This is a genomic window from Bacteroidales bacterium (assembly GCA_014860575.1).
Classification (GTDB): Bacteria; Bacteroidota; Bacteroidia; order Bacteroidales; family JAAYJT01; genus JAAYJT01.
Genome location: JACZJK010000032.1, coordinates 40,049 through 64,715 on the forward strand (window position 1 = coordinate 40,049; position 24,667 = coordinate 64,715).

General features: G+C 38.8%; 26 protein-coding genes, 1 tRNA gene and 1 pseudogene. 8 read left to right on the plus strand and 20 right to left on the minus strand.

All coding sequences use genetic code 11. The annotated features are described in order from the left end of the window. Positions 1 to 27 precede the first annotated feature (27 nt). Positions 28 to 1,731 (plus strand): glutamine--tRNA ligase/YqeY domain fusion protein, encoded by a 1,704-nt coding sequence (locus tag IH597_08685; protein MBE0662530.1) that lies wholly within the window; start codon positions 28 to 30, stop codon positions 1,729 to 1,731. Positions 1,732 to 1,780: 49 nt separating this feature from the next. Continuing rightward, positions 1,781 to 1,853, plus strand: a tRNA-Gln gene (locus IH597_08690). A 640-nt stretch (positions 1,854 to 2,493) separates the two neighbouring features. On the opposite strand, the gene IH597_08695 is transcribed toward IH597_08690, so the two are convergent. The 20 genes and pseudogenes from IH597_08695 to IH597_08790 form a co-directional block, all read right to left on the minus strand. Next, positions 2,494 to 2,907: a hypothetical protein gene (locus tag IH597_08695; protein MBE0662531.1), complete on the minus strand. Its 414-nt coding sequence runs from the start codon at positions 2,905 to 2,907 to the stop codon at positions 2,494 to 2,496. Positions 2,908 to 2,917: 10 nt separating this feature from the next. Then, positions 2,918 to 3,106, minus strand: coding sequence for a hypothetical protein (locus IH597_08700; GenBank protein ID MBE0662532.1), 189 nt, complete (start codon positions 3,104 to 3,106; stop codon positions 2,918 to 2,920). Then, the gene (locus IH597_08705; protein MBE0662533.1) at positions 3,103 to 3,363 is read right to left on the minus strand and encodes a hypothetical protein; all 261 of its coding nucleotides are present in this window, start codon (positions 3,361 to 3,363) and stop codon (positions 3,103 to 3,105) included. The genes IH597_08700 and IH597_08705 overlap by 4 nt, the downstream gene beginning before the upstream one ends. Then, positions 3,360 to 3,560, minus strand: a complete 201-nt coding sequence (locus IH597_08710) for a hypothetical protein (protein ID MBE0662534.1) — start codon at positions 3,558 to 3,560, stop codon at positions 3,360 to 3,362. The genes IH597_08705 and IH597_08710 overlap by 4 nt, the downstream gene beginning before the upstream one ends. Positions 3,561 to 3,572: 12 nt before the next feature. Next, positions 3,573 to 3,794 (minus strand): hypothetical protein, encoded by a 222-nt coding sequence (locus tag IH597_08715; GenBank protein ID MBE0662535.1) that lies wholly within the window; start codon positions 3,792 to 3,794, stop codon positions 3,573 to 3,575. 76 nt (positions 3,795 to 3,870) lie between these two features. Continuing rightward, complete coding sequence (locus IH597_08720; protein ID MBE0662536.1) at positions 3,871 to 4,170, minus strand: hypothetical protein; 300 nt, start codon at positions 4,168 to 4,170, stop codon at positions 3,871 to 3,873. 11 nt (positions 4,171 to 4,181) lie between these two features. Beyond that, a complete protein-coding gene (locus IH597_08725; protein MBE0662537.1) occupies positions 4,182 to 4,487 on the minus strand; it encodes a DUF4120 family protein in 306 nt (101 codons plus the stop codon). Next, entirely contained in the window at positions 4,484 to 4,693 is a 210-nt protein-coding gene (locus IH597_08730) for a type I addiction module toxin, SymE family (protein ID MBE0662538.1), read from the minus strand. Before IH597_08730 ends, IH597_08725 begins: the two co-directional genes overlap by 4 nt. A gap of 39 nt (positions 4,694 to 4,732) precedes the next feature. Continuing rightward, positions 4,733 to 5,458, minus strand: a complete 726-nt coding sequence (locus IH597_08735) for an MBL fold metallo-hydrolase (GenBank protein MBE0662539.1) — start codon at positions 5,456 to 5,458, stop codon at positions 4,733 to 4,735. 2 nt (positions 5,459 to 5,460) lie between these two features. After that, positions 5,461 to 6,273, minus strand: coding sequence for a recombinase RecT (locus tag IH597_08740; GenBank protein MBE0662540.1), 813 nt, complete (start codon positions 6,271 to 6,273; stop codon positions 5,461 to 5,463). Between the two features lie 14 nt (positions 6,274 to 6,287). Further along, entirely contained in the window at positions 6,288 to 8,204 is a 1,917-nt protein-coding gene (locus IH597_08745) for a hypothetical protein (protein MBE0662541.1), read from the minus strand. Between the two features lie 13 nt (positions 8,205 to 8,217). After that, the gene (locus IH597_08750; GenBank protein ID MBE0662542.1) at positions 8,218 to 9,099 is read right to left on the minus strand and encodes a DUF1738 domain-containing protein; all 882 of its coding nucleotides are present in this window, start codon (positions 9,097 to 9,099) and stop codon (positions 8,218 to 8,220) included. 204 nt (positions 9,100 to 9,303) lie between these two features. After that, positions 9,304 to 9,630, minus strand: coding sequence for a hypothetical protein (locus IH597_08755; GenBank protein MBE0662543.1), 327 nt, complete (start codon positions 9,628 to 9,630; stop codon positions 9,304 to 9,306). Between the two features lie 372 nt (positions 9,631 to 10,002). After that, positions 10,003 to 10,737, minus strand: a complete 735-nt coding sequence (locus IH597_08760; protein MBE0662544.1) for a fibrobacter succinogenes major paralogous domain-containing protein — start codon at positions 10,735 to 10,737, stop codon at positions 10,003 to 10,005. Positions 10,738 to 11,400: 663 nt separating this feature from the next. Further along, positions 11,401 to 11,586 carry a hypothetical protein gene (locus tag IH597_08765; protein ID MBE0662545.1) on the minus strand — a complete coding sequence of 62 codons (186 nt, stop codon included), beginning with the start codon at positions 11,584 to 11,586 and terminating at the stop codon, positions 11,401 to 11,403. A 276-nt stretch (positions 11,587 to 11,862) separates the two neighbouring features. Next, positions 11,863 to 13,215, minus strand: coding sequence for an ankyrin repeat domain-containing protein (locus IH597_08770; GenBank protein MBE0662546.1), 1,353 nt, complete (start codon positions 13,213 to 13,215; stop codon positions 11,863 to 11,865). Positions 13,216 to 13,335: 120 nt separating this feature from the next. Next, a complete protein-coding gene (locus IH597_08775) occupies positions 13,336 to 14,076 on the minus strand; it encodes a hypothetical protein (GenBank protein ID MBE0662547.1) in 741 nt (246 codons plus the stop codon). A gap of 508 nt (positions 14,077 to 14,584) precedes the next feature. Further along, positions 14,585 to 14,959: a hypothetical protein gene (locus IH597_08780; GenBank protein MBE0662548.1), complete on the minus strand. Its 375-nt coding sequence runs from the start codon at positions 14,957 to 14,959 to the stop codon at positions 14,585 to 14,587. A gap of 170 nt (positions 14,960 to 15,129) precedes the next feature. Next, positions 15,130 to 15,369: a hypothetical protein gene (locus tag IH597_08785; protein ID MBE0662549.1), complete on the minus strand. Its 240-nt coding sequence runs from the start codon at positions 15,367 to 15,369 to the stop codon at positions 15,130 to 15,132. Positions 15,370 to 15,586: 217 nt separating this feature from the next. Then, positions 15,587 to 16,313, minus strand: a pseudogene (locus IH597_08790) (IS5 family transposase). Between the two features lie 269 nt (positions 16,314 to 16,582). On the opposite strand from IH597_08790, the gene IH597_08795 reads away from it, so the two are divergent. From IH597_08795 to IH597_08820, 6 genes are read left to right on the plus strand one after another with little or no spacing between them, the layout of a single operon-like run. Further along, the gene (locus tag IH597_08795; GenBank protein ID MBE0662550.1) at positions 16,583 to 18,502 is read left to right on the plus strand and encodes a sugar phosphate isomerase/epimerase; all 1,920 of its coding nucleotides are present in this window, start codon (positions 16,583 to 16,585) and stop codon (positions 18,500 to 18,502) included. 3 nt (positions 18,503 to 18,505) lie between these two features. Beyond that, the gene (locus IH597_08800; GenBank protein ID MBE0662551.1) at positions 18,506 to 19,519 is read left to right on the plus strand and encodes a bifunctional 3-deoxy-7-phosphoheptulonate synthase/chorismate mutase; all 1,014 of its coding nucleotides are present in this window, start codon (positions 18,506 to 18,508) and stop codon (positions 19,517 to 19,519) included. Between the two features lie 6 nt (positions 19,520 to 19,525). Next, positions 19,526 to 20,926 (plus strand): cysteine--tRNA ligase, encoded by a 1,401-nt coding sequence (gene cysS, locus IH597_08805; GenBank protein ID MBE0662552.1) that lies wholly within the window; start codon positions 19,526 to 19,528, stop codon positions 20,924 to 20,926. A gap of 17 nt (positions 20,927 to 20,943) precedes the next feature. Next, positions 20,944 to 22,239, plus strand: a complete 1,296-nt coding sequence (locus IH597_08810) for a hypothetical protein (GenBank protein ID MBE0662553.1) — start codon at positions 20,944 to 20,946, stop codon at positions 22,237 to 22,239. Further along, positions 22,232 to 23,332 carry a hypothetical protein gene (locus IH597_08815; protein ID MBE0662554.1) on the plus strand — a complete coding sequence of 367 codons (1,101 nt, stop codon included), beginning with the start codon at positions 22,232 to 22,234 and terminating at the stop codon, positions 23,330 to 23,332. Before IH597_08810 ends, IH597_08815 begins: the two co-directional genes overlap by 8 nt. 45 nt (positions 23,333 to 23,377) lie before the next feature. Continuing rightward, positions 23,378 to 24,532 carry a glycosyltransferase family 9 protein gene (locus IH597_08820; protein MBE0662555.1) on the plus strand — a complete coding sequence of 385 codons (1,155 nt, stop codon included), beginning with the start codon at positions 23,378 to 23,380 and terminating at the stop codon, positions 24,530 to 24,532. The last annotated feature ends 135 nt before the right edge of the window (positions 24,533 to 24,667 follow it).

Sequence of the window (24,667 nt, forward strand, 5' to 3'; positions counted from 1 at the left end):
TGTTAAAAAACAAAGCAAACCTCTTTTATGAACGAGCCAGTGAATGAAAAAGAAAGCGGCAAATCGCTGCATTTCATCCAAACAATTATCGAAGAAGACCTGCGCCAGGGTAAAAATGAGAAAAGGGTTCACACACGCTTCCCACCCGAACCCAATGGTTACCTGCATATTGGACACGCCAAATCTATCTGCCTGAATTTCGGACTGGCCTTGCAGTATGGCGGAATGTGCAACCTTCGATTTGATGACACCAACCCGGTTAAGGAAGATGTTGAATATGTTGATTCTATCAAAGAAGATGTTCGTTGGCTGGGTTTCGATTGGGAAAATCGTGAGTATTATGCTTCCGATTACTTTGAAGCGCTATACGAATATGCCATCATCATTATTAAGAAAGGAAAAGCCTTTGTTTGTGATATGAGCGCTGCCGATATAAGTGCGAACCGTGGAACTCCAACACGCCCCGGCTCAGAAAGCCCTTACCGCAACCGAAGCGTCGAAGAAAACCTTGATTTGTTCCATCGCATGCGGGCCGGAGAATTTCCGGAAGGATCAAAAGTATTGCGCGCCAAAATTGACATGTCGTCGCCCAATATGCATATGCGCGATCCGATCATGTACCGCATTATGTTTGCCCATCACCACCGCACGGGCAACCAGTGGTGCATTTATCCAACCTATGATTATGCGCACGGCCAAAGTGATTTCATTGAAGGAATCACACACAGCATCTGTACCCTTGAGTTCGAAGTACACAGGCCATTATACGACTGGTTTCTGGATCAGATTGTGGAGCCGGGCTCTTATCGTCCCCGTCAGTACGAATTTGCCCGTTTGAACCTCAGTTACACAGTGATGAGCAAACGTAAATTGCTGGAACTTGTTAAAGCGAAGTTTGTCAATGGCTGGGACGACCCGCGTATGCCGACAATCAGTGGTTTAAGACGCCGTGGATATACTCCTGAAAGCATTCGCTTTTTTGCTGATAGAATTGGGGTCGCAAAACGCGATAACGTGATAGATGTGGCCTTGTTGGAGCACAGCATCCGTGAAGACCTGAATAAGCGCTCCTTACGAAGAATGGCGGTAATTAACCCTATAAAACTTGTAATTGATAATTACCCGGATAGCCAGGTAGAGTATATTGATGCCGGCAATAATCCCGAAGATCCGGATGCAGGAACGCGCAAGCTGCCATTTTCAAAAGAACTTTTTATCGAGCAGGAAGATTTTATGGAAGACGCTCCACCCAAGTTCTTCAGGCTTAAACCCGGTGGAGAGGTAAGGCTTAAATATGCCTATATCATCAAATGCGAAAGTGTTGAGAAAGATGAAAACGGCGCAATTAGTATTATTCATTGCTCTTACGATCCTGAAACCCGTAGCGGATTACCACAAAGCAACCGCAAGGTAAAAGCCACCATTCACTGGCTTTCGGCCACACATGCCCGACCTGCTGAAATAAGATTATTTGACCGTCTTTTTAATGTTGAAATGCCTGATAATACCGAAGAAGGGCAGGATTACAAAGACCATCTGAACCCTGATTCGTTGAAAGTGGTTCAGGGATTTGTGGAAGATTCTTTCAAGGATGTGCAAGCGCTGGACAAGTTCCAGTTTGAACGCCTCGGTTATTTTTGCATTGACCCCGACAGCACTAAAGATAAACCAGTGTTCAACCGTACCGTAACATTAAGGGATGCCTGGACCCGGATGGAAAAAAACCAATAAACAAATTTGGCGAACATAACTGGATTTTATTACTTTTGCACCCCTTTACTGTCCGATGGTGTAACTGGTAACACGTCTGACTCTGAATCAGAAGAGTCTAGGTTCGAGCCCTAGTCGGACAACTTGGAAATGAGCCGTTTGCAATTAAAATAATTGTAAGCGGTTTTTCATTTAACATACTTTTTAGCATACCTTAGCGGAATTAGCCAAATTCAAAGAACTCCAGTTATTCAAACCGTTGCGTTAAAAACCTATGCAAAAATAGCGTAATAATGTTAACTGACCCATTTTATCTTAATCCATTCTTTGAATAATCAATCAAAGTGATTATTATCAGCCTGTTAAACCTAGCCAGCAAGGGTCTGTTAAGCATAATTCCTAATTAATGATATTTGGTTGATGAAGCAATAAAGATATGGTGTGCGCGAAACACTTGAAGGTCTAAAAAAAGTTTACCAACTGACATTTATTTCATTGATAAACATACCCTTGGCTAAAAAGTTAAATTCACTGGTCACAATCCGAATTCGCCGACTACTCTGAATGATCATGCCTGAAAAAATGTATTCATTAAACTGTCATTACGAATTCGCTAACCAAAGGGGGTAAAACCGGAAATAACTTTTTGACCTCAACCTATTAAGAGGTCAGAAAAAGTTATTCTGGTTTTAGCACCGTTTTAAACCAACTCCCACCAGTTACAGATTCAAATGAAATGGTACCAGTGGGTGTTGGTTTGTGTTCTGCTACAAGCAGAATTAATTAGTCTTCGCCTGGCATCATGATAAATATAGCAGGCTGCGGATCATCAATATCATTGGCTGAGCAAACTGCTTTCAGTGTCACAATTCTTGATAGCCGGTCATTCTCAAAAGTTTCATTGATTAACCAGTCCTCTTTATCTGGTAGGCGACATGATAATTTGAACCTGATAATATTTACATTCGGATTTGTCCCGGCATATACGCGGAACATCCAAAGGATATCCCAAAGTCTGCCATCTTCATCCTGCTCTCCATCCATTTCAGGCGGGACTTTCACATATTTTTCAAAGACTGCTTTGCTCAGATAAACTGGTGTTCTGATTCCTGCTTCATCCAGGTATTGCTGATCAATCTTTACAAGTGTACCGTCAGCAACAGCTTCTTTTGTTGTATAGCTGAATATTACTTTCATTTGTCCTGCTTTAATAGTTTTCCAATCCATTCCTGTTATACCCGAAGGCTTCCAGGGTATCTTCAACTGTTAATTCTGGTGGTTGAATTCCCATCAGATAGTGTCTGCCATTTTCAAGGCGTTGGTTCAGTTCACGTACTATGGCTCTGAGCCTCCTGATTTCTTTCATCCGTTCTGTTGAAATTTCGCAATCATTCATTGTAGGTGATTTTGAGTTTCAATTTTATCAGCAAGTTCAGTACCGGCAGTGATAGCGATAATGCAGATTTCACTTACACTTTTGCTCGGATATGCATAGGTCATCAGGCTTTGAAAAGCAAGACCAATAAAGTATTCACGCCTTGTCAGCTCTTTCGCCATAGGTGTTGTGTATATCTTATCACCAGTGTTAAGTACTGATACTTTCTCGCTCAGATTAAATATTTCGGCAGCAAGGTCATATATTGCCTGGCTCATAACAAATTCTCCTTTGAAGGTTCATTTTGCTGTTGACCCGGCATTTCAACTATAGTAGACTGCTCATTGCAATTAAAGCACCATTCGAGGCTTGTACCTGAATCAGCATCATAGATGTGATCATTGTTAACGTTAACCCATTTGCAGCGGGCAACTTCTTCTGAGCCGCAATTACTGCATACCTGTTTATAGTTCATAGCTGTATGTATTTATCCACAATAAGGATTACCCCTGCCGTGATAAACTTCTTCATCGGCAGCATTGGAGAGGAAAACCTTGTAAGCAACTTCACCACATGAGAGACAGTAAATAAACTTTCCTCTTGGCCAGTAATAACAGTTTATCCCTTTTGGAATATTACAGTTACAGGTTTTACAGGTTGCAGGGTATCGGGTTTTAATAATACGGGGATCATCAATATAACTTGTCATAAACATTGGAATTAATGATGCGTATCCAAAAAACTGATTGGATCGCATCAGGTTCATAAATAATCCAAAGAAGTAATTACAGATAATTAAGATACCTGAACCAGGAATGGAATCCATCTGGCCCGGTACCATCTAATTTTAGAGCATGACCTGTAGGGGATTCACAGATTTGAGAATTCGACCACAGTTCAAGGACATTGGCTGTAGGCTCTTCAACTTCAGTCAGAAATTTGAAGATTATCGGACCAACTAAAAATTCATGACCATTCTTTTTGAGGACAAGTTTTGAACTATCAGTAGGGATCAGATCAATGACCTCTCCCTGATGGAAAGCATGGCCATTGCAGGAAAAGTCAGAGGATAGTGTAAAGTTCATACCCATTATTTTTAAGTGTGAATAGCCCATCCCTGGGTTTTACCAACACATACAGAGAATGTAGGAGCTCCACCACTTCCATAACCATCATGTTTGCCATGATAGATGATACCACCATTGCCGCAAAACTTATCTTCTTTCTTCCTGACAAATTCAAAGGATTTAGGTGCGAAGTCATTGTATACGATAGTTACAGTACCCAGCTCATCATCAACTTTGTTGAGCCTGTCAATACAGTTTTTCAAACTGCCGTCATTGTTCTTACGGGCAAACTCCAATGTCTCCTGAAGCATGCCACCAGTCAGATCATTGATCATTCTGAACCTCCTTCCCTGGCTGGTTGAATAATTAGTTTTCCATCAGAAACTTTGATTTCCGCATATTGGTAGGGCTTAAATCCAGCCCTTTCAAGCCACTTGCCTTTTAGCAGTAATAGTGGAACTTCCCAGCCACTGGAATACCTGCGGTTAACTGGGTTAGTACTTTCACGGTACTCAGATTGTATTTTGAGTGTACGGATCATAATCTTTTTGTTTTAGGAGTTTTAAAAAGTGCGATTCTATTAGAATGGATTGATAGCCAGATCAACTGTCAACCCTTTTTTTGCAGCATAAACCTGTTTGCCGGTGAGTGCGATGATTTCATCAATAAACCTTAGCTCATTACTGTTCCTGTCAGATAAATGGATCAGGACAATGTTTCGCACAGCACTCAGGTCATTGGCTAACAGGACTGCTTTGGTGGTTTTAAGCTCCAGGTGTGATGTAAGGAGCCTGTCACGCATTGCGGGATGCTCAACACCATTGAAGATATTCGATTCAAGTATATCATCCGAATAGTTGGCTTCAATAATGATGTGGTTCAGCCCGGAGAATTTAAACTGACACAGGTAGGTATCCGTCAGAAATAAGATTCTGCCGCAGTCGGGATGGTCAATAAGATAACCATAGCAAGTTACATCGTGCATTACCTCAAATGGAATAATGCGAAACATTCCCATTTTGTAACCTTTTGCTGCTATAGCAGAATGATTGCGGTGATGCTTAACAGTAAATACATCTTCTGGTGCGAGCACATCAATGCCGGCAGCATTGTAATCAGCAATATAACCAGCATGGTCTTGATGCCCATGACTTACAATACAGCCTGCAATGATTCCGATCCTGAAATCCAGTGCCTGCTTTACATCTTTGAGCCTTATTCCCGCTTCAATGACAAGGGCCTCTCCTTCGTTAAAAAGGAGATACCCATTGCCACTGCTGGATGAACCCAACACATGGAGCTTCATAATTAAAACCCAGGATCAGTTTTGTCAGAATTTCCACCATTTTCAGAAACATCCTCGAATTCTACATCAGCAACAAATTCTTTGCTACCGGTGGTTTCCTTCACATCCTTATCCCTAATCACAGTATCGGAACTGATGTCGCCTTCTATTGCACCCATCATTTCTACCGATAAGTAGCCATAATGTGACAACAGGTTGCGGATCACTGTTTTCTTTGCCATTGCATCAAAGTCAGTTTGCCAGGCTGAAGCATTATGCTCATAGGATTTGGAGTACTTCTTTGCATGGGCAATAATGCCATCTCTGGTCATGTAAAGTGTTTTCGCAAATCCATTCAACAGCTCGATATGGGCGAAGTAACCTTCCACTTTGTCGGATGATTTTGTTCCGGAGAAATCAATTTCACCGGTGAGTTTGTTGACTTGCCTCAACTCACCCTCATACACCATATCTGAATTGATGATACGATATTTAGCAGTACGCATGGCCAGTTGAATATATCCCTTATAACCTATCTGGAATGTAGCAATGACGCCACCTTTGGACTTATAAGGCACAATCCAGGCAAATCCAAGTGCTTTGTTGATGGGCAGCTTCAGGACGGCTGCTTTCAATGCTTCCATCACCAACTGTTTTGGCTCACAGTCCTGGAGGGATTTGTCACTATTAAACAAGTCAATTACGGATGCAACGAAAGTTCCTGAGTTTTCCTGTAAAGCATTGCGGAACTGTTCTTCAACAGAAGGTGCTTTCAGGATATTTTTCAGGGCATCAATCTTTTTCAGCCCTGTATTAGAATTGGTTTTTTCTTCCATGATAAAATTGGATTTTAAGTTTCAATAACAAGTTCAGGGTCTTTGCTCACTGACAAGTTGATCAGTTGCGATTGGGTCGGGATAATCTGATTGATTCCTTCCCGGTTATCAATAAAGATTGGGGCGTTTACACCGTAATATTTGGAAAGTTTATTGATAATGTCCAGCCCGATAATGGCTTTGGCGGCTGAATTCAGATCAGCATAAGGTACTCGATGATAAGTTGCCTTGCATGTAGGAATTTCCTGGCCATTGATCTGCTTTTCAAACAATCGCCACTTGACCAGTTCAAACATGGCACTGACCTTTTCTTCAATTGCATCAGCTATTGCCTTCTCAAAATTCTGGATTACAAATTCAGTCTTTTCGAGGTTGGCCAATTCCTGGGCGAGTTTTTGCTGCTGTTGCTTCAGGTCATGAATGCGGGAATTTCCCTTGTTAATCTGATCCTTCCAGGCAAGTACATCTTTTAAGTTTCCTATTACGGATTGAAGATGGTATTTGTGCTTTTTCAGTTCAGCTACATCAGGTTGATTCATGGGCTGGCGATACTGCTCTTCCATCGCATCAATCTGGTTGGCAGCTTCAATGTAACCAGGAATATCTTTTGCAATAAGAGCCGGTTCTTCCACCTGCTGTAATTCATTGCCAAGCCCACCCAAAATACTCTGAAGCTGTGATACCTGCTCTTTAATGCTTTCAGACTGTTCAACCAATTGTTGATGTTCAGATTTAAGGACTTTCCCTCGTTCAGAAATTTCACCTACTTTTCTTGCCTTTGCATTGTTGAATGCTTCCATCAACTCAGTCCGGTGATTTTCAACATCATCAAAAGGTCTTTTACAAGCAGGACAAACTGTTTCATTGTAACTGAACTGCCGGGATTGTTCCAGGTGCCATTCTTCACGGAGCTTTTCCCTGGCTTTAACATTATCAGCTATGGCCTTATTCAACTCCTTCAAGCGGTTCTCACGATGAAGAATATCCTTGCGCACATTCTCCATGTCGGATTTTACCCTTGCATTTTGAGCCAGAATATACCGGTAGCCTTTCAAATGTTCTTCCCGGTAGGCAGCAACAATATCAGCTAGTTTTTCCTTTGCCTCATGAATTTTCCTCTGAAGCTCGGTTCTTTCCTGAAATTGCTGCTGGTAAGCTTTGGATTTATCAGTAATTGCTTCCTCAACAGATTGAAATTCTGATTGAGCTTGCTGTAACTGCTTGTTAAGCTCAGTCCAGTCCTGTTCCTTTGGCAAGGATCTGTTGACTTCATCAATACGGGTAGGTATCAAATCCAGTTCTGATTTAATCCTGCGCTTTTGATTGGCAACTTGTTTTCTGTACTCTACCAGGTTTTTACCAGTCAGTTCCCTGAGCAAAGATTCAAACTCTGGTATGCCCCTCGCTACAGATTCATCAGTAACATCATTACCTGCCATTTCAAACAGTATCTTGCGCTGAGCTTCCCAATGCAAGCTGTTGAAATAATAGGGGCTGGTAATCATTTTAAAGACATCCTCACTGCAAATCGCATCAATCTTTTCCTGGTATTCCCTTACAGTTACAGGCACTTCATTGTAAAACAAAGTGGTCTCGTGGCCCGAAAATTCAGCCTCAATTGAGCCACGTTTCTTAATCCATTTCTCAGCGAACACTCTTTTGAGGATAATCCGCTTATTGTCAACTATTAGTAAGCCTTCCACTTCAACATTTTTAGGAGAGCCATTTCCATTATTGGAAATATATTTGACCTCAAAATCACGCCTGTCAGTAGAGTCTTTACCAAATAGCAACCACAGGAATGCATCCATGATGGTGGTCTTGCCAGTAGCGTTGTCTCCCCTGATATTTGTAACCTGAGAGAAGTTGACCTCCAGGGATTTTATGCCTTTGAAATGGTTTATGCGGAGACGTAATAATTCTATGTTCATGATATTGATTATTTTAAGTTTCAACACAGATATTTTCCGGTGCAAGTGCAGGTACAATGAATTCACATGCTTTTTGAGCACGGCTGGCAGCCCAGGTAATCCAGGTAGGATTGTCTTTCAATACACGTAACCATCCTTTGATGTAAGCAGCAGTATTTTCAGCATCGTAGTTGATTCCTGCTACGGTTTGCAGGTATGCAGCACCCAATTCAGCCACCAGTTCTTCCTTTGAATAATTCTCGTTATTACGGAATTGGTCTGATTCAAAACGGTTCAGGCGCTTCTTATGTCCTGTTGAATGAATCAGCTCATGAAAGAATGCAGCATAGTAGGCATCGCTGTTGAAGAAGTATTTCTTGTCAGGCATTTCCAATACATCCAATGAAGGTATATATGATGGTGTGTCGTGCATTCCAAGGCGTATTTGAGGCGGATCAGGCATATTGCCGATAATCTCTTCAGCCTGAATATTGCGTTCGTTAGAAAGGCTCTCTGAGGCCCTGGAAAGGGTGTTGATTTTTGCCTTGCCGATGTCATCAAAGGAGCACTGTTCAACATTGAATACCAGGTAGTAGCGAAGTAAAAAGTGAACATTTTGTTTGGCCTCGCCAGTAACCTTATCCGTTGTTGAATCAATCAATCGTTTCCAGAAAACTACAAGCCTGGATTTTTCACCTTTATTGACGCAACCACCATTTTGTCTCACCTGGTTAAAGGTTCCCCATACTGGTGATGTAAACTGATCAGTTGAAAGCAACAGGTAGTTGATTCCCTGGTAATGATGGCCATTCAAACTAACCGGCTGCGGAACTTCCCATAATCTTTTCCACGAACTAACTTTTTCAAGATTGTCAATAACCTGTTGGGTTACCTGTTCAAATAAATTGCGTTTCATGGTATCACCGGATTAATTATATGATATAATTTCTTTCGGTTACGGAGATAATATTGCCTTTGTGCATGATATAAATAAGAAAGGGACAGTACTTAAACTGCCCCTCTCACAAGCTGCTTTTAAAACTCCCAAAAACAGCAAAAGGGTTGCCAGGTCTATAACTGGCTCACAATGGCATATAAAAGCCCCGTAGGGCCTGGAGTGCTAGCCTACGCTAACATTCCAGAACCTTGGGTAATCCACACCACCGTGGTTGTGGTATCCTTTGAACTTGCCATAAACATTACCACCGAGTTGTTTTGCCTGAAGCATTGCTGGCAATGGATAAGCGGCCATTTCTCCAATAAGGATTTCCATTGTTTCCTCCTTATGGATTACTGTTACGAAAGCCCATTGGTTACGATACCTGAAGCTTCGCATTTTAAAAGTGTACTCCTGGTCAAGATTAAAACCAGGTGCAGTCATTTCTTCTACCACGTCTGCGGGAGTCCTGACTGTCTTGGGCGTGCCATTGACTGTTGTTGTCGGCATAACATTTTGATTTTGGGTGGCGTTAGCCACTGGTGAGTTTTAAAAAGCTGGCCGGGTAACAACCCAGCCCAAGCTGGAGGTGGGGTTGTTTTGGAGTCAGTCCAAACTCACCAATATCCAACCTTCAAAAAATTTTTTAAAAAATTAAAATTTTGAGGTGGTTTGTATAGCCGGAAATGATAAGGCAATTTATTTCCCTTATAGCAGGAAATTTTGGATTGTTTGATTCTGGCTGAGAGAATCAAGGTTGGAATGAATAATGGCTATACAAGCAAAATATTCCCGTTAATACTACGGAATTTTGATTAGCGAGGTTGGATTAAAAGGATTATAGCACAATGAGTCTGATTGTCCTGTTCAATCTATGTGTAATTAGTCTTTGATGCAACGAACAGAAAAACCATATGCCTTACTAGCGGTGGCGCGTCTGAGTATATCGCCACCGCTGTAACTTAGGGAGCGGAGCCAGAGGTAGTTTGTATAGTACTCATTAGAACTCCACCAGACACCGATGTAGCCAATGTTTACGAAGCTACCATCGTTGTCGCGAGCGCCACCCGGAAGCGCCGAAAAGCCACTACTATTATCAGCAGCAGTATTGGGGCTATTCCACAAAGTAGTTGCTTTTAATTTGCCACCGGCAACATTTTCATCGCCTAAATAAATCGTGAGTTGTGTCCATTCGCTATCAGAAGGTAAATGCCAGCCCGGAGGGCAGGCTTTTCTTGCAGTTTCCCAATCGTATAGTCTGCCATAAATATTGCAGTTTGATTTGGAATCGTCATAGCACCAGCTTCCGCTTCCGGTCTCATAATTTAAGTTTTCAGCCATCCAGGTTTGGTTGCCTATTCTTGCGGATTTGTATGTTTTACCGTCACGGGAATCTTTGAATGAGCCTGTTTGCAGTGCATCCAAATGAGCCAATCTGTCCAGCTTTGCATAACATTCGTGGAGCCGTTCTCGGTATCCTGGTATTGCATTTAGGTATGGTTTTATTTTTTCATCCAGTCGAAAATCTGCGGCTTCCATCTCGAAGAGATCGAATATCGCCTCGGTAAGTTGCAATCGCTCGCGAGCGAGACTGATCCCTTCTTGGCGAGCTTTCACAGACAGGTTACTTGTCATTATGACCGTGCGCACTCCGGCCTCCGCCTCACTGATAGCCAACTCAAGCATAGGGGCGATAACAAGACAACTCTCAATGGTAGGAGACTCGACCTGGGCTGATGCACCAACCTTTGGCACTGCATGCTTAGTCGTTTGCTGCTCCGAAGATTGTTCAACAGCTGCGGCTGGCGCTTGAGTCACGTTGTCACTCTTGCCCAGAGAACCATTCGAGTCGCCGCTAAAGGAGCATGAGGAGGCGACTATCAGAAGCGCGAGGATAATTGCGAGCTTTGCTTTCATGATCCGGACTCTTTCCATACCGATAACGGATGGCAAAATCAAAAGTTGGGGCATTTTGTAACTCCAATTTTTAAATTTAATCCAATGTATACTTAATGCTATTTCGTTCATATTGGTAACCGTACATTTTTTTAATCAATTTCCATTGGTAGAAGGAAAAATATAGCGATAATTCTCTGTGTTTTCATAAAGATATAGATTAATAAAATTTGAATACTTTGTTAATATTTTATTTATCTTATTGTATTGCTCCTAGGTTTTTTCTGTTTCGCCCCGTTTTTTAGAGTGGGTTCTGGACTCCACTATGTTAAAAGAATTTGTTACGTTGGGTGGTCAGCCCTACCTTGACAGATTTTTCATTGTTCATCTACCGCCTACATGATTATCATCAGACACAATCAAAACCATTAATAGTTCTTTAATAGAAATATCATTCACCTGAATCAGGCATTCAATAAAATCAGTATTGAAATATAGGGATTTTTGCTGGATGAAATCTCCGTAATACGGATGTTTGCTGATGCGATATAGTTTTAAAACTGGCAGCATCGGTTGTTTGGGGTTGATGAGGATACAAATATAAGCACAAAATATTCGAAATTAACACGTTGCTATGGATTTTATTAAGAATGTTGAATTAAGTTACGATTCGGTCTAATACTACTGTGATTTGAGGGCTATTTGAAGCAATGTATGTAATTTCTGACTATGTAAATATTAATGCGGTAGGGTGAAGTAATGTTGCGATAGGTGGTTTTTAGGGGAGAGAGAAAAATTATATTTATGATGGTAGGGGAAAAGTGCTAGATTTCAAATAACATAGCATTAATCTTTTTGGTGTTTTCTTACAAAATCGCGAAACGGACCAATAATCCGGCTTATCTCTTCCGCCTCTAAACCCAATTGCGGATGCTTTTCTTGAGTGTTTGCTCCATTTTTTGCCAGTAGTTCACATATATTTGTATGCCCACCAAATATTGCGGATATATAAGGAGAATTACCATCGTTATCCTTTGAGTTTAAATCAGCGCCTTCATTTATTAGTAATTGTACGATTTCATAGTGGCCTTTGCCACAAGCCGATGATAATGCTGTACTCCCATTTACGTCTTTTAAATCAACTCTTGCACCTTTCTCTAAAAGCAACCTTACAATTTTTATGTGACCATTGTGCGCTGCAAGTATTAGTGGCGTATAACCGTCTTTGTCCTTTTTATTGATCTCTATACCTCTATTAAGAGCATTGCCGACTTGGTTGTATTCACCATCTCTGGCAGCAAGTGATAGCTTGTCTATTAATGATTGGTTAAAAGCATATCCCAAAGTAACACCGAATGGGATAGTTATTGCAGAAAGCATAATCATCATGATTGCATTAAGCAAATCATAATCGGCATAAAGAAAACTAAGAGATATCATATGGAACAGCATAAAGTAAACGGCCCCAATTATCATAACTCTATTATATATTTGGTTAGAGAAATTTTTGAGTAAATCGAAGTCACTATAAAGCATAATACCAAAATATAGACTTAAGACGATGTTAATAATAAGCACAATGGTCCAAAATAAGCCGCCAAACGAAAGAATACTTAATAATTGTGACGACAATGCGTGGCCAAATACTACAATATATCCGAGCCCTGGGTGTTCAAGGTGTATAAATTGCTGAGCAAAATAAGTTAAAGTAACGGCCAGCAAAATACATGCACCGTTGTTTTTTTTATTTAATATCTTGCACAAATACCGTTGCAATATCACAAATAGAAATGCCACTATTATTGATCCAAATATTATTTCCGTGAAATTGAAAAACACAAGACGCGGTTCGAAAAACGATTCAAATGGAGGAATTCCTTTTGATATACCAGTTATTGCAATAAACTGCGAAAGTGAAAGCGCCGTAACTACAATTATCAGAAAGATGACCGCAATCTTTAAGACTCTGTCATTGCGTGCCAATACAACTCCGCCCATAAAGCCAGCTCCAAATAAAACAGCCAAAAGGGGAAATGGTAGTATTGGAAATAGCATCCAAATGTGAAGGAGCGTCAGCACTATAGTAGAAATAACACCGCCTGTATACTTTTTATATAGCCTACGTATGCCTGCTCCCAGAAGATAAAATAGACAGATTATCAACAAAGGAAGGGGAATAAGATTTGCGATGTCATTCACGTTATTATTCGTTGATTTTATTGTTTTACAAAATGCTTTTAAATTGGCAAAGGACTTATGGTGCGCGGGACCTTACGCTCGTTGAATGCTATTGTTAAGCGGGTCCAAGACTTATCCCCGCTATTGACTTGTCCCGTCCATATACACGAGCTCGTTCTCGCAAAATGGGCACCCTGCACTCATGCCAAGATCAATTGAGCACCCACCGCACATCCCCATTTGGCAATGGTTGCAGAAGAGGAACGCGCCGCGCCCACTACCGATTTTTACAACACCTGGTGGTGCGGGCGCATTCCACAATCTAAGACGCTCTTCCAGGGTTATCCCACATTTTCCACACACATCTTGCTGACCTTTGGTGCTCTCCTTTGTTGATGGTTGACGAGGATGCCGAAGCTCTTCTAGCTCGGCACGCAACTGGGGTGAAAGCTCATAATTAACTGCGCGGGGTGCGTACCCCCATCCACTTTTCTTGCACCTGTCATGTTCAATACGGTACCACTCGTCGGTTATAAAGCGGCCATGCGCATCAATCTGCCCATCTTCCGAAAGAACCAAGCAATCAAGCATTGGTTGTTCGATAATTCTACGGTGTTCGGGGGCGAGTCCAGCGATATTAGATCCACTAAACAGCTGGCGGATGTATGCGATAGACGCCTTCTGGCCACAAACAGCGACGCAATAGTCATAGTAGCTATTTACGACCTCGGACTTAGGGCGTAACACATCACCACTCGCGATTGTGCAAAAGGCAAGCCGCGTTGGGTCCGCGTGTTCCATAAACAGGGCCATAGCATTATACCCTTGGTCAACGATGTCAAGATCGAAGACGATGCCAACAGCCGGAAAAGGAAATCTCATCTTTACCTCCTTGAATCTTTAATGCAGCCTAATGTGATGCTCACCAGCTGGCGGGCTTGAGAGCACCTTTCACTAATAATTTGTCAATACATAAATCATAGAGTGTCGTCATCTAAATTAATGACACTAAAAATCCACTGCATGCAATCAGAATTGCACACAAATATAGGCATAAAAGAGGCGAAATTAACCCTGTTGATGAAATATTCATTCAACATACTTCAATATGCAACGATCTTGATTCATCAAGCAATTAGGGATTAAGGCAGGAAAGCTAATTTTTGGCTATATTATTATAAGATGGAGATTATGGTTTAGTGCTGCTATTGTGGTTTTAGGGGTGTGATGGATTTGGTGTCCGGTAACATCAATAGCTCGCTAAAATACAGTAATTAATCTCTGAAATAACACTCAATGTATAAAAGTGCGGATTAATTTATTATTCGTATGCTTTTTGCCAGTATTCGTCAATTTTTTGGTATGACTTAACAATGAAAATGACCTGCTTTTAGCCAGTTTTGTGCACCCTTTTATGATGATTTCTACTATAAATATCTACCAGATTTTCAAAAAACCTTCCGAACCATTCAATGCAATCCTGGGTATCAGGATAGGAAAAATAATGGAAGCCACCTCTTTGAGGAAAATATTGAATGAATATGTGTGTCGGTACACTATCCATATCAACCAGTTTAGATGATACTGACATTCCTATCTTTACCAGGTAATGTTGCGGATATTCGGAACTTATCTGGTATTTCATCATCATTCTCTCAATGAAATCCTGGTGTCCGCTACTAATCCTGTAACCTGGCAATTCATCTTCCAGTGGTTGTCGTGTAACTGCGTAAACTTTGATTTTGGGTAAGCTGTCAACGTTCATGCAACGAATTTAATGCGAAAATTTTAAATCTGGCAATTCTGAGTGTATATTTGTAATGCGCTGCCGTATGATGGGTATGGCAGTATTAAACATGGTCAACCACTTAATACTCCTGCCATGTTGTATAAGTTGGCCAGGTTTTTATTTGGTGACATTGAAAATACAAAAGTTCAAATATTGAGCTTAATCTGATTAAGGTAGGTTTCAAGGAGATTTAAACTTCGAAATGGCCTTAACTTCACAATTTTGTTACTGTTTTGATTATACCAGGCTTCCACATAGAAATCAGATAACATGTACAGGTTGATGGCCAGATCATCTTCAAAACGGTTCATTACATAGATGCCTTGTTCCCATAGTAGCTGGGATTTCGCATCATTTGATAAGGCTATGTACTGGTAAAGATTCATATTATTACCATGCAGCTAATAGTGCCAATGAACAGAGTAGAGCAAGAATAAGCAGTCCAATCAATATCTCCGACCAGGAATAAAGTCCTTTGTGGTTTGGAGTAAAAAGGCACAGAAAATCTGAAAGATACAGACGAAGAATTCGCTGCGAGTAATTTAAGTGTGAGGCTAAACTTTTATTGGAATTAAACATATATTTGCTGTTGATCATAGCCAATTAGATCATTGTTTCGGTTGTTTCAGTGTGAAATTCATAGTCCTTGCTCAATCTACAGTAGCTTTCAAACCAAGAAAAGGTTCGTTCGACTACCCATCTTTTGGGTAAGACTTTAAATTCCTTTTCTTTGTCGCTCCTCATAACTATCTCTATTATCCTGCCGTATAATATTTTCACATTGTCAACAAGTTCGCCTCTGTATCCTCCATCGGCAAAAATTTTGGAGAGCCGATCAAAACGACCTCTTAATCGGCTAATGACCTCTTGCGCAGCTTTACTGTCATGAAAGTTAGCTGCATGTACAAACTACCACTAATAGCAAACCAAGTGTGTCTGTAACAATATGTTGTTTTCTCCCTTTTATGTTGTTACCACCATCAATGCCTCTACATTAACCTACTGATCTTGAGATTTTTACTGAACGACTATTGATGCATGCAGCACTGGGACTTTCCTGATGATCTGATTTTGTGCGGACAAGATTCCTCAGAGCCTCATGTATTTCCTCAATCAAACCATTGTTTTTCCATTGCCTGTAATAGTAATAGACAGTATTCCAGGGAGGAAAGTGCAAAGGCAACATCCTCCATTGCCAGCCTGTTTTTAGTAAATAGAAAATCGCATCAAAAATTTCTTTAAGCGCGTGTCTGCGTTTTCGGGTGACATTTAAAAAAATTGTTATAATTTTCCATTGATTTTCAGTCAGGTTGGTTGAGTAATTTTTCATGTCTGTATGAATTAGTGTGGTTAATAATCATAAAGATACAATTATATATTCAGTCAACCTGCTGATTATCAATTTGTTATTAACATTTCATTGTTCATAAAGTAACCCAAAATTGAAAACCAAAACAGTTTCTAAAAGATCCTTAAGATAGTCAGTGAGGGAAGCAGATTTTCTGATCACGCATGAATGTGGTATTAAGTCAACTAAATTTTATTAATTTTGAACTTGGTTAGCATCGATTACTATAACTTATTTAAAAAAGTGATTATATGAGTATTGTATTAAGTGTAAGTTCATTTCATAAACAATTTGTAACCAAAAAAATTGATCTGGCTAAGTTTTTTATTATTTCCAACAAACTTGGTTTCAGATCTGTTGAGATATGTGACAGAAGTATTGAAAAAACCGACCGAATTTATTTGGAATCAATCAGAAACTTATTGAAAAAAAACTCTCTTTCCCTGTGTGCTCTAGATATACGAAATGATTTTACATATGGGGAAAAGGAAAAACTTCTACAACAAATTAATCATGTAAAAAAATGGATTGAAATTGCATCATTCTTTCAGACTCCTATCGTCAGAATCTGGGGTGGGCAAGCAAGCACTACGGATACTGCTTTACAAAGAGTCTGTGATGCCATATCCTCACTAATACCCCATGCACAAAAGCATCATATTAAATTGGCCCTTGAGAATCACGGAGGAATTTGTGCAAATTTTGAAAACGTATTAAAAATTATTCACAGAATCAGTTCTGAAACACTGGGGATATGTTGTGATTTTCAGTACTTCTCAGAGGAAGATCTTTATATTGGAATCGAAAGATTCGCACCACATATTATCCATGTTCATGCAAAGAGTTTTAGTTTTGATGATCATGGTGAAGAAACAAGAATCAGTTATAGGACCATAGGTGAAATATTGCATAAGCACGAGTATTCAGGAAATTATTCGATTGAATTCGAGGGAAAGGGGAATGCAAGAGAAGGTATTATTAATACTAATCGTCTAATTGAAAACTACTTTCTTAATACTCCTTTGCGAAAAACTGAGGCAATGGCTTTTTTGCCAAGAATGAGGAAGCTCAACATTGAACTAAATAAATGCAATAATCAATATCTGAAGGTAATAAAAACAAAGAACATATGGACGGATGCCAGAAAACACATTTTGGAATTTGCTGAAAATCTTGCTTCAAAGCCTGAAGTTGAAGGGGTAGTTGTATTGGGTGGACTGGCTGACACAACCTTCAGAAGGCATATTGATGACTGTTCTGATCTGGATATAGCTGTGTTTATTAATGTACCGGAGGCTCTTGGATATAGCAACTCAAAAGAGTTCGTCAGGGATAAGCAGGAATTTCTTCCTGAATGGTTACCAGAGTTTCAGTTTTATATACCGGTTAATAAGATGATGATGGAGGTGAATTGCCATCAGTTGATCTATCAGATAGAAATATCGCCTGATTTGCAATGGGATGAAAGTAAAATAGAAGCGTATAAATTTACAGGAGAAGTTCTATTTGATAGACATGGGCTTATTAAAGACCTTATATTCAACAAGACTGCTTTTATTGCAGAAAAATCTAATAGAAAACTGATTATTTTAGCTGGCCAACTTCCTTGGTATAGTTGGATAAATCCAGAAAAGCAATTAAAAAGGGGATATCCTGAAGCATGTCATTACCTGCTTAATAAGGCATTGGATCTGATTTTGGAAATGGTTTACAACATTAATGATCGTGAAAAACCCCATCATAAATGGCTAATTCAAACTTCTGAAACCTTGAATTGGCTACCTCAAAATTTTTTGGAAATAATAAATGAAGCCATCATTATCCGAAATTATACGAAAAAAGAAATATTCAGAAGAATAAAGATTGTTAAAGCACTGGGTCAGGCTGTAATTAATTATGGAATTGATAACAATATGATCCCGAAAGATAGTTTTAAATTTACATCTTTATATCTGGATCATGAGAGGCAACTTTTACCGATAACTTATGCTGACCACTTAGTAAATAAAATAATGGAGGATAATGTGATGTCTGAAGAAGAAGAGCAGGCTTTTCGCGGATTAATCAATTTCTCCTTACTAGCGAATGGTGATTTAAAGGCTGTTAATATTCGAAAAAATGCCGGATACTTTGGTGTAAATAATAAAATTCTGAAAACCTTTATAAGATAAATTATGGTTATTGAGCTTTTTTTAAATACTGATGGAAATACAGTGAATGAATTTTGCAATTCATTGCAAAACCCTAACCGGATTGTTAAGGAACTAATTATTGATAAAAGGAAATTTCTAATAATTTCCGGTGATAAAGAGAACATAGATGTGGAAAAAATTAAAAGTTTACCTTTTATTTCTTTTGTCAGCGATAAGGAAATATCTGCTTACTTTTGCTCTAGGTCCTTTAAAGAAGAACCATCAATTGTAAATGTTAACGGTGTAAATATAGGGCACGGATCATTCAGGGTTATTGCTGGTCCTTGTGCGGTAGAAAACAAGGAGGATTTGTTTGAAACGGCAAAAGTTCTCAAAGAACTAGGTGCTGATATTTTTAGAGCGGGAGCCTATAAGCCTAGAACGACTCCTTATAATTTCCAAGGTATGGGAGAAGAAGGCCTAAAACTGCTTGCTGAAGTCCGAAAGAGATATGATATTCCCGTTGTTTCGGAAATTTTGGATCCATTTGACATTCCAATGGCAGAGAAATATCTGGACATGATTCAAGTCGGCACGCGAAATATGACCAATCAGGCCCTGTTAAAGCATCTTGGAAAATGCTCCAAACCAATCTTGTTGAAAAGAGGGTATGCGTCTACTATTGAAGATTTGATTAAAGCTGCAGAATTCATTGCAGTTAACGGTAATCCGAATGTTATTCTTTGTGAGCGCGGAATCCAGACTTTTGAAAAACAAACTAGAAACACCCTTGATATCAGCGCAATCCCGATCCTTCATTCATTATCTCACTTACCTGTCGTAGTAGATCCTTCGCATGCTGCCGGGCGAAAAGATATAATCCCAACACTGGTCAAATGTGCTATCGTGGCTGGAGCTGATGCCATAATGGTGGAAGCTTACAATAAACCAGATACGATGATCAGACCAGGAGACAAAAACCAAACGTTGACGATTGATGAATTCAAGAAGTTAATGGAAACTATAAAAAAAATCTTACCTTTTAAAAACAAGTAAAAGACAATGAATATTAAATTCTACAACACATTAACAAAGACAAAAGAAGATTTTCAATCAATTGAGCCTGATTGGGTAAGGCTGTATACATGCGGACCTACAGTCTATAATTATGCGCACATAGGGAACCTTCGAACATACATTAATGAGGATTTGTTGCGAAGAACATTGGAGTATTTTGGTTATAAAGTGAAGCATGTTATGAATATTACAGATGTTGGGCATCTGGAATCTGATGCTGACACGGGTGAAGATAAAATGATGCTAGGAGCACAACGAGAGCACAAGACAGTATGGGAGGTAGCAAGATTTTATGAAGATGTTTTTTTTAAGGACTGTGCCGAACTCAACATTTCACCTCCCAATATAAAATGTAGAGCAACTGACCATATAAGTGATATTATCAACTTTATTCACAAATTAGATGAAAAGGGATATGTTTATGAGGTTGACGGGAATGTGTATTTTGATATTTCGAAATTTCCCAGATATGGACAGCTGATCAATTTTGATAAAATTAAACATCAGCGTATCGCACGGGTCGAAACAGATTCAAGGAAAAAGAATAATGAGGATTTTGTATTATGGTTCTCTATTTCCAAATTCCAGAATCAGATAATGCAATGGGATTCTCCCTGGGGAAAAGGATTCCCGGGATGGCATATTGAATGCTCTGTAATGGCAATTAAATATCTTGGAGAGCAACTTGATATTCATTGCGGAGGAATTGATCACATTCCGATACACCACACCAATGAAATTGCTCAGTCTGAAGGTTATCTTGGACATAAGTGGTGCAATACATGGATGCATGGTGAGTTTCTGGTCACAGATAAAGAAAAGATGTCAAAATCCAAAGATAATTTTCTTGATCTGCGGGAACTGAAAAATAAACAGTACACCCCTCTGGAGTACCGATATTATTGTTTAAATACACATTATCGCAGGCAGTTAAATTTTGGATTCGATAATATGGATAGTACGTCAGCAGCTTTCAGAAGTTTACAAAACACAATACAAGACTGGAATGACAATCCTTCCGATACTGACGTGGAATCCTCCCTGTATAATGCCTATTTGAAAGATTTCAAATCAGTCATAGCTGACGATTTAAATATTCCGCTTGCTGTCCAGTTACTCTGGAAATTAGTCGGGGATAAAAAAATATCAAAGAACGAAAAACTGCGTCTTACTCTACAATTTGATAAGGTTTTCGGACTTGGGCTAGAGTCTATTGTTAATGTAGGCTTGCCGGATGAATTGCTGTCTCTAATAAAAGAAAGAGAATTATTGCGGAAAGCAAATCGCTGGGAAGAAGCTGATCAGGTCAGGGCTAAAATAGCAGATTTGGGATACGGAATAAAAGATACATCAGGAGATACAAAGTGGTTTAAGATTATCCGATAACCAGCCAGCTTACAAAAATGCCACCTGAAGAAGACTATTATTATGACACGGAATCTAACTTATGGTTAAATAATAACCGGAATTTTTCCTCTTTTCTTCTCAATAATTATTTTAAAATTGATTATGAGTCTATCGATGATTTTGAGATAATCTATAGATTTCAGAATGAGGTGCATAATTTGCTTTATCGGTTCATTAACGGTCGGTTTCCAGAAAATTATTGGACAGGGAAAGTCAGTATTAATTTGTCAGCGCTAAAAAAAATTGTACTTACCCTGCAGAAAAGAATTTCAGGCAATCCGCTTCTCTTCAAAGGCCAAATTGCTACTGTTCCTGAAATGTATTTTTACCCAGTAAAAATTGTGGCGGGTATTCTTTCCGAAGCATATATATTACTTGAAAGTTTAATTCCTATTAATCAAACAAGCATCATAGTCAACGATGTTAAGTCATTGGAAAATTGGAGGTTGAACAGTATCCCGGAGGATCATAATTACCTCAAACCTGTCTTCAGACTATCTGAATTTATTAAGAATTTTCGGCATTTGATTAATTCCTTTTTCATTCATGGGAGCGTTGCCACTCATGAGTATATTAAGAATTATAGCGATCTGGATACCCTGGTCATTATAAAATCAGAAACTGTAAAGAATTTCGAAGCAATTTTAGAACTTCGAGAATATATTATTAAAACCAATATTTGTCTATTTCAAATTGATTCCTTGATGCATCACGGCATAATGTGCTTCTCCGAGATTGACACTAGATTCTACCCTGAAACTTATTTTCCACTCTTAATATTTGATTACAGTATTTGCATCTACTCAAACTCAGACAGTATGATATTTTATCCCCGTGACGTAAGGAAAGATACCTATGCTATGCTGGCACAATTTTATGAATACTTCAGCAATCAACATTTTAAATATAATTATAATACAAATGCTTTCTATTCAAAAAATTACCTCCAGAATCTTTTAATATTGCCTTGTTTATATTATCAAGCAATGAACCAGAGGTACATATATAAAAAGGACAGTTTTGAGGAAGTGTCAAAAACATTTTCTTCTGAAGCTTGGCTTCCTATCAGCGAAGCATCCTGGATAAGGCTACTATACAAGAACAAACCACTGCTTTCCTTTTTCTTTAATTTAATGTTGAATAAAGTTGTCAGTTATAAATTGTTGCTTTCCTTAGAGAAAAAGTTGAAAAAGGATCTTACTTGTTTTCAGAATTTCCAGGGGAATAATTTTAAAAAGTCCGGATTTGAGCTAGTTCAGAAGATGATTCTTAACCTTGTTGAGCATGTGTGAAAAAAAGTTTATAAGCGGCTCAGGTCAGTCAGTACGCGACTCGATACTGAAATTATCAGTGAATGACTATAAGGAAGTACTTGACTTCTATATTGAGAAAATATCGAAAAAAACTTCTATTAGATCCATTTATCAGGCGGGCAGGTGCAATACATCGGGATTCTCCGATATTGATCTGATTATTGTTACAGGCGAAGACTTTTCGATATCACATCATCGCAGAATAATGGATGCATCTGATGCACGGGTAAAATACTTGTTTGTACACAATCCGGTGTTCTGCACCGAATTATTATTCAAAAAACTTCAATATTGGTATACCGTTTCCGAAATTAAGCATCTTTATGGTGAATCACTTGAAATTGATTATTTATCGGAAACAAATCCGAATCATATTTTAAAGATTAATAACTGGTTTATAACCAAAATACCTCGTTGTTTCTGGAGGTCAAAGCTTGCTGACGTTGGGGATGTCAGAACGATGCTTAATCACATGTATTCATTCAGGCATACTGTTAACCTGATTAAACCTTTTCTGGGGATGTCCTATGACAAATGGGATGATATGATTGATGTTGTTAGTAAAATGAGAAATGACTGGTTTGAATTAGGTCCAACAAAATATTCATGCTTGATACAGTGTTTGTCAGAAGTGATAGCCTTATCCTATGAAATGATGGAAAAATGGGCTGAATTTATTCAATCGTATTTTAATATTCAGTATATGAAAGAGAAATATGGAGAGATAATATATGGCGGATATAACACAAATATAGTATTTTCATCCGATTGGGCTATCCCTGAGGCCGTCCGATATACCCCAGAAGAATACCGAAAGTTCAGTTCCTTGGTGATAAATCTTCCATCCGTTATGGCTTTCCCCCTTATGAATTATTCAAAGAAGGAACCGAGCCTTATCGGTAAATACATCAAAAAAAAATTGTTTGTAAATCGAATTGAATTCATTGCAAGTCATGACAATGACATGTTTTTTAACCACTTGGAAATACTTGACGATTATCTTAACTACCAGGGTCAGATAGGAAATCCGTACGCAGAAATAATATATACACTTGGAGCAAAAGCAACCTGATCAAGATGTTCTTTTACCGTTTAATATAAATGTTAATCACCAACGATGCAGACAATATTTTTCAAAAATATTTTATTTTCAATCTATGAAGTTGGACTGTTTTTATTGAAAATAAAGGCGCTCTATAATAGTGTCTTAAACAGGAATTCCTTTATCAATCCTTTACGGGTACGAAAGATACTGGTTGTTAAATTTTATGGTATTGGTAATATGGTTCTATTTACTCCTGTCCTGAAAAGACTGAGAAAGAAAATGCCAGGTGTAAAAATAGTATTATATACAAATTCGAAAGCATTAGAGGTAATCAAGGGGACCAATTATTACGATGATGCAATATTGCTCGAGAACACCCAGAAGCTTAAAAAATTTCGGGCTGAGTATTACAGGTTTATAAATAAAATAAGACAGGAAAACTTCGATATGATCTTTTTTTCATTCCCCCTGGAAGCAAACTGGCTAATACCTATTTTGGGAATTACAGGATCAAAATATCTGATCGGATATAATACTTCAGACCACAAAGCCTACTTTACCCATTATCTTGAGTGGGATAAGCAGAAGCATGAGGTGGTTTTGAATTTTGAACTGCTAGGGCTTTTAATATCTGGACCCTTGACGGAATCATTAGATTTAAGGCTAAATAAAAAGGAAAAAAACGATGCTGAAAAGTATATGAAAACGCTGAACAGTTCCTTTGAAAAAATTGTTGTGATTCACCCAGGTGGAAGTTCAGCTATGCCTGAAAGACGCTGGCCAGCAAGCAATTATATTGAATTGATCAGGAAGATTTTAGATGCATATAAGTGTCTTGTTATTTGTATTGGCAGTGACGATGAAAGCGAGTTGCTTAAAATGCTGAAAAATCCATTTGAAGAAAATGTACGGATACTTGAAAATTCATTCTCCCTTCGTGAAATTGCAGCAATTATAGGAAAATGCAATCTTTTTATAGGAAATGACTCAGGTCCTATGCATCTTGCTGCAGCAGTCAAAACACCGGTGATTGCATTGTTTGGTATAACCAATTCACAAAAAAGTAAACCATGGGGTAATCACAAAAAAGTGATTGTTATCAACAAAGGGTTGGCTTGCAGTCCATGTTATACATTCAATGATAAAGTGGTATGCAAAGAGTACTCGTGTATAAAATCAATAACAATACTTGAAGTTTATAGAGCTGTTATGTTAATACTGAAATAACGAAAATTTTTATTTGAAAGAAAATCAATGGACAAGTTAGAGAAATGGTTTAAGAAATGCGATCAGCACAAAGATCTGATAAGATTAGATAGGGGGCAGCTGGAACTCAGCCCTCCTTTTATTCTGAGAAAACAG